The sequence below is a fragment of the Acidithiobacillus ferriphilus genome (genome assembly GCF_018854775.1).
In the GTDB taxonomy this organism is placed as follows: domain Bacteria; phylum Pseudomonadota; class Gammaproteobacteria; order Acidithiobacillales; family Acidithiobacillaceae; genus Acidithiobacillus; species Acidithiobacillus ferriphilus.
In genome coordinates this window covers 1-4,775 of record NZ_JAAZTY010000085.1, presented here as the reverse complement: position 1 = coordinate 4,775, position 4,775 = coordinate 1, and the positions used below count along the sequence as shown (strand labels likewise).

The following is a 4,775-nucleotide window of genomic DNA, read 5'->3' as shown; positions in this document are numbered from 1 at the left end:
GCTTGGGTCACACTCAGGCGATAGGCCGCCCGCCGTAGCGGCGCGAAACGAAAGGGGTTGGGGTTAGTATGGTCCATGCATAGAGCATAGTCGCCGCCTACCCCGTCTGGCAATGCGAAAGCACAAAAGCTGCTCTGGTTGCCACCTTGCGAGTCCAAGGCACCCCCTTCAACAAGGGGTTCGTCGCTCAGGCGGGGGTGGGATCAATCTGCTGGCTGCGTCGGGTTATGCGATTGCGCTCATCCACATACACCAGTTGCGGCTGGAAACCGGCAACCTTCTCTTCCGCTACCTGCGCGTAGGCCGCAATGATGAGGATGTCCCCCAAGGCCACCCGGCGCGCCGCGGCGCCATTGACCGAAATGATCCCTGACCCGGCCGGGGCGCTGATCGCATAGGTACTGAAACGATCCCCATTATTCACATCGTAAATGTGTACTTGCTCATAGGGATGGATGCCTGCCGCAGCCAGCAGATCGCTGTCAATCGCGCAGGAACCCTCGTATTCCAGCTCGACGGCGGTGACCCGCGCCCGATGCAGCTTGCCCTTCAACAAGGTCAACAAAATCATCGCGGACCCTCGTCCCAATGATGGCGATTCGCCAGCCGGTTTACCCCCCAGGCGACAAACGCCAGGAGAACAGGCCTCCCCGCCCCGATCACCATTTCTCCCCAGAGGCTTAACATAACGCCATGCTCCCAATGCAATGCAATCTGCGCAGTTTACTACCAGCATGGCCTGCGGGGGAATCTTCGTGGGTTTCCGGGTTCTATACTTGAGCGAATAGAAAAGATATCGGAATAGCGGAATATGCCGGAAAACACCTGTAGTGGACTGAGTGGCGACGAGGCGCGGCAACTGCTTGCCCAATATGGCCCCAATGTAGTCACCGAAGAAAAACCCCAAAACTGGCTGCTTTTTCTCCACAAGTTTTGGGCACCTGTGCCCTGGATGCTGGAATGCACCTTAATCCTGGAAGCCATATTGGGTAAATGGCCAGAAGCCATCATCATCACATTGCTCCTCATTTTTAACGGCGCGCTCGGTTTCAGTCAGGAGCGCAAGGCACAGAGCGCACTGGTGTTGCTGAAAGAGCGCTTGCGGATTCAGGCCCGCGCCTGTCGCGACGGACAATGGCAAAGCCTCTCGGCCGCCGACCTGGTGCCAGGCGACCTGGTTCATGTGCGGGTCGGCGACATCGTCCCCGCCGATCTGCATCTCAGCGATGGCAGTATACTGGTAGACCAATCCGCCCTGACGGGAGAATCCATGCCCGTGGAATGCGCCGCGGGCGACACCCTCTATTCCGCATCCGTCGTGCGTCGCGGTGAAGCGTCAGGCAAGGTCACGGCGACCGGTGCCAGGAGTTATTTCGGTAAAACCGCAGAGTTGGTGCGCGGCGCCGGCGCCAAAAGTCACTTGGAAGAATTGGTTCTCTCCATTGTCCGCTATCTGGTAATAATGGATGTTGTTCTCGTCGCCGCGATCCTGATTTACGCAGCCGCCAAGCATATCTCTCTTGCGGAAATACTTCCTTTTGCGCTCATCCTGCTGGTTGCTTCGGTGCCGGTGGCGCTGCCTGCCACCTTCACCCTGGCCACCGCCATCGCCTCCCTGCATCTGGTGCACCGTGGGGTGTTGGTCACCCGTCTGGCCGCTGTGGAAGACGCCGCCGCCATGAGTGATCTCTGCAGTGACAAAACCGGCACGCTCACTCAGAACCGTCTCAGCCTCAGTCAGATCAAGACCTGGCCTGGCGTAGAAGAGACGCAACTGCTCGGTATGGCTGCCATGGCCAGTGACAGCGCCACCCAGGATCCCATTGATCTCGCTATTCTCCGGAAGTCGGCAGCCGGAATCGCAACGCTGCCTGATCGCCGGCAATTTGTGCCCTTTGATCCGGCCACCAAGCGTTCGGAGGGGGTTTTCATGCGGGACGAGGCAGCATGGCGCGCACTCAAAGGCGCGCCCCAGATCATTGCCAAACTCTGTAACCATACGGGCTGGGAACAAGCGACAACGGACCTCGCCGCCAGCGGCGCACGGGTGCTCGCCGTGGCGGCCGGCCCGGATGGTCAACCGCGCTTTCTCGGTCTGCTCGCGCTCGCGGACCCCATCCGCCCGGATGCTGCCGAAGTCGTCCAGCATTTGCAGGCGCTTGGCGTGCGGGTACGCATGGTCACCGGCGACAGTTTGCAGACGGCAAGAAATGTCGCCATATCGTTGGCCATCACGGGTAGCGTGTGTGACCGCAACATCTTGGCTGAGGACTGCGCGGTCTACGCCGGTGTCTTTCCCGCCGACAAATTCCATCTGGTGCAAGCTTTACAGAAAAAAGGCCGGATCGTCGGTATGACGGGCGATGGGGTCAACGATGCCCCCGCGCTCAAGCAGGCGGAAATGGGGGTGGCCGTAGAAAGCGCCAGCGATGTGGCCAAGGCAGCGGCCAGCCTCGTGCTCACCACGCCCGGTCTGCAGGGGGTGCTGGATGCGGTGATCACCGGCCGACGGGTCTATCAGCGCATGCTTACCTATACCCTCAACAAAATTATCAAAGTTTTTCAGGTCGCCCTGTTCCTGAGTCTGGGCTTCTTGATTTTCCATAGTTTTGTGGTCACACCGCTGCTGGTTCTTGTGCTGCTCTTTGCCAACGATTTCGTGACCATGTCACTGGCGGAAGACAATGTGCGCCCATCGCCCAAACCGGACCGCTGGGCCATAGATACCCTGGTGTTTTCCGCGCTGCTTGTTGCCCTCGCCTGGCTGATTTATATCTTCGCCGTGTATGGCGTGGGCCGGTTTTTGGGCCTGCCACTGGCGTCCGTGCAGACCATGGATTTCCTCGGCCTGGTGTTTTCCGGGCTCGCCAATGTTTTTTTGGTGCGGGAGCGAGGTCATCTCTGGGGATCGGTCCCCGGCCGATTATTGCTCTGGGCAAGTCTGATGGACATATTGGTAGTAAGCGGTCTGGCGCTTATGGGTTGGCTGATGGCGCCTCTACCGATAGTGATTATCGCCGGCCTGCTTCTGGCGACGGTGTTCTACACCTTGATTCTCGACCAGATCAAGGTGCCGTTGTTGCGGAAATTAACCAGTGCTTAATTGACGGGGAATGCGGATGTCCGGAGGGCGGTAAAGACCATTCAGCCAAGGCGCTGCCAATGCTAATATGCTGCCTTATCACAAAACATTGGCCCAGGTTATGACAATGAAGCATCAGGACGCACACGAACAAATTGCGCTCGGCACTGTCGACATACTGCCCGAAGGCGAGATGCTACAGCGGCTCGCGGTGGCACAGCGCGATAATAAACCGCTGCGGATCAAGCTGGGTATGGATCCCACGGCTCCAGACCTGCATCTGGGGCATACGGTGCTGCTCCACAAAGCCCGCCAGTTTCAGGATCTCGGCCATCGGCTGCTGTTCGTCATCGGCGACTTTACCGCGATGATCGGTGATCCCACGGGCAAGAGCGTTACCCGCAAAGCACTCAGTCGCGAAGAAGTCGTGGCCAATGCCACGACCTATCAGCGCCAGGTGTTCAAGATACTGGATCCCGAACGCACCGAAGTGATGTTTAATTCGGCGTGGCTGGGCGCGCTCCGCCCCGACGAACTGATCCAGATCGCCGCGCGTTACACCGTTGCCCGCATGCTGGAACGTGATGATTTCAGCAAGCGTTACAATGCCAATCAGCCCATCGCCATTCACGAGTTTCTCTATCCTTTGCTCCAAGGTTATGACTCTGTCGCCATCAAAGCGGACGTGGAGCTGGGTGGCACCGACCAGCGCTTTAATCTGCTGGTAGGTCGGGAATTACAGCGTGAGTACGCTCAGAAACCTCAGTTAGTGCTTACCATGCCGATCCTCGAAGGTTTGGACGGCGTGCAGAAAATGTCCAAATCGCTGGGTAACTTCATCGCGGTCGAAGACCCGCCCGCAGAAATGTTTGGCAAGATCATGTCGATTTCAGACACTTTGATGTGGCGCTATTATGCGCTGCTCTCCCGCGTGCCCGCGGCAGAGCAAATGCGCCTGCAGGATACAGCAGCCAGTGGAGCGGGTAATCCGCGTGACATCAAGCTCGCTCTGGCCGGTGAACTGGTGGCTCGTTTTCACGATGCAGCGGCTGCCCGGGAGGCTCATGCCGCCTTCCTGGCCCGCTTCCAGCGCCACGAGACCCCCGACGATCTGCCCCTGCAAACACTTTCCTTGCCGACAGCGCCACGCCTCAGTCAGGTGCTCGTACAGACACAGTTGGCGGTCAGCACCAGTGAGGCCATGCGTAAAATCAAAGAGGGCGCGGTGCGCCTGGATGGTGAGCGGGTCGTTGACCCGGCCAGCACTTTGGCATTGGGAGCGGAGTATTTATTGCAGTTTGGTAAACGCCACTTCGCTCGTGTGGCTCTGCGCAAGGCCGATTCCTGAACCATGTGATGATCGGGTAAGCAAAAAATCGCAGATGTGTGGAACGGTATCGGAAACGTGAAATTGCTTGTTGACAGCCTTCGAGAGCCCCGTATAATGCGCCCTCACGACGCGGCGTTGCTGCCGCACCGGACTCCGGTCCGGATTGTTCTTTTCCAGCCGAGTGGAGATGTGTGGGGTTTAGGCCCAAGGGTATTATGAGCGCATAAATGTGTTGATAATTGCCCTGATTGGTATTGTTTTAAGAAGGATTGAACGAGAGAGTTTGATCCTGGCTCAGATTGAACGCTGGCGGCATGCCTAACACATGCAAGTCGAACGGTAACAGGTCTTCGGATGCTGACG

At 58.1% G+C, this 4,775-nt stretch carries 3 protein-coding genes and 1 rRNA gene; 3 read left to right on the top strand and 1 reads right to left on the bottom strand.

Features of this window, described 5'->3' with window-relative positions:
* Window positions 1–187: 187 nt before the first annotated feature.
* The gene (gene panD / locus HF921_RS06830) at window positions 188–571 is read right to left on the bottom strand and encodes an aspartate 1-decarboxylase (RefSeq protein WP_215892463.1); all 384 of its coding nucleotides are present in this window, start codon (window positions 569–571) and stop codon (window positions 188–190) included.
* A gap of 240 nt (window positions 572–811) precedes the next feature.
* On the opposite strand from panD, the gene HF921_RS06825 reads away from it, so the two are divergent.
* From HF921_RS06825 to HF921_RS06815, 3 genes are all read left to right on the top strand, one after another.
* Window positions 812–3,103 carry a plasma-membrane proton-efflux P-type ATPase gene (locus tag HF921_RS06825; RefSeq protein WP_215893555.1) on the top strand — a complete coding sequence of 764 codons (2,292 nt, stop codon included), beginning with the start codon at window positions 812–814 and terminating at the stop codon, window positions 3,101–3,103.
* Between the two features lie 106 nt (window positions 3,104–3,209).
* Complete coding sequence (gene tyrS / locus HF921_RS06820; RefSeq protein WP_226834376.1) at window positions 3,210–4,430, top strand: tyrosine--tRNA ligase; 1,221 nt, start codon at window positions 3,210–3,212, stop codon at window positions 4,428–4,430.
* A gap of 253 nt (window positions 4,431–4,683) precedes the next feature.
* Window positions 4,684–4,775, top strand: a 16S ribosomal RNA gene (locus HF921_RS06815); the annotation flags it as partial.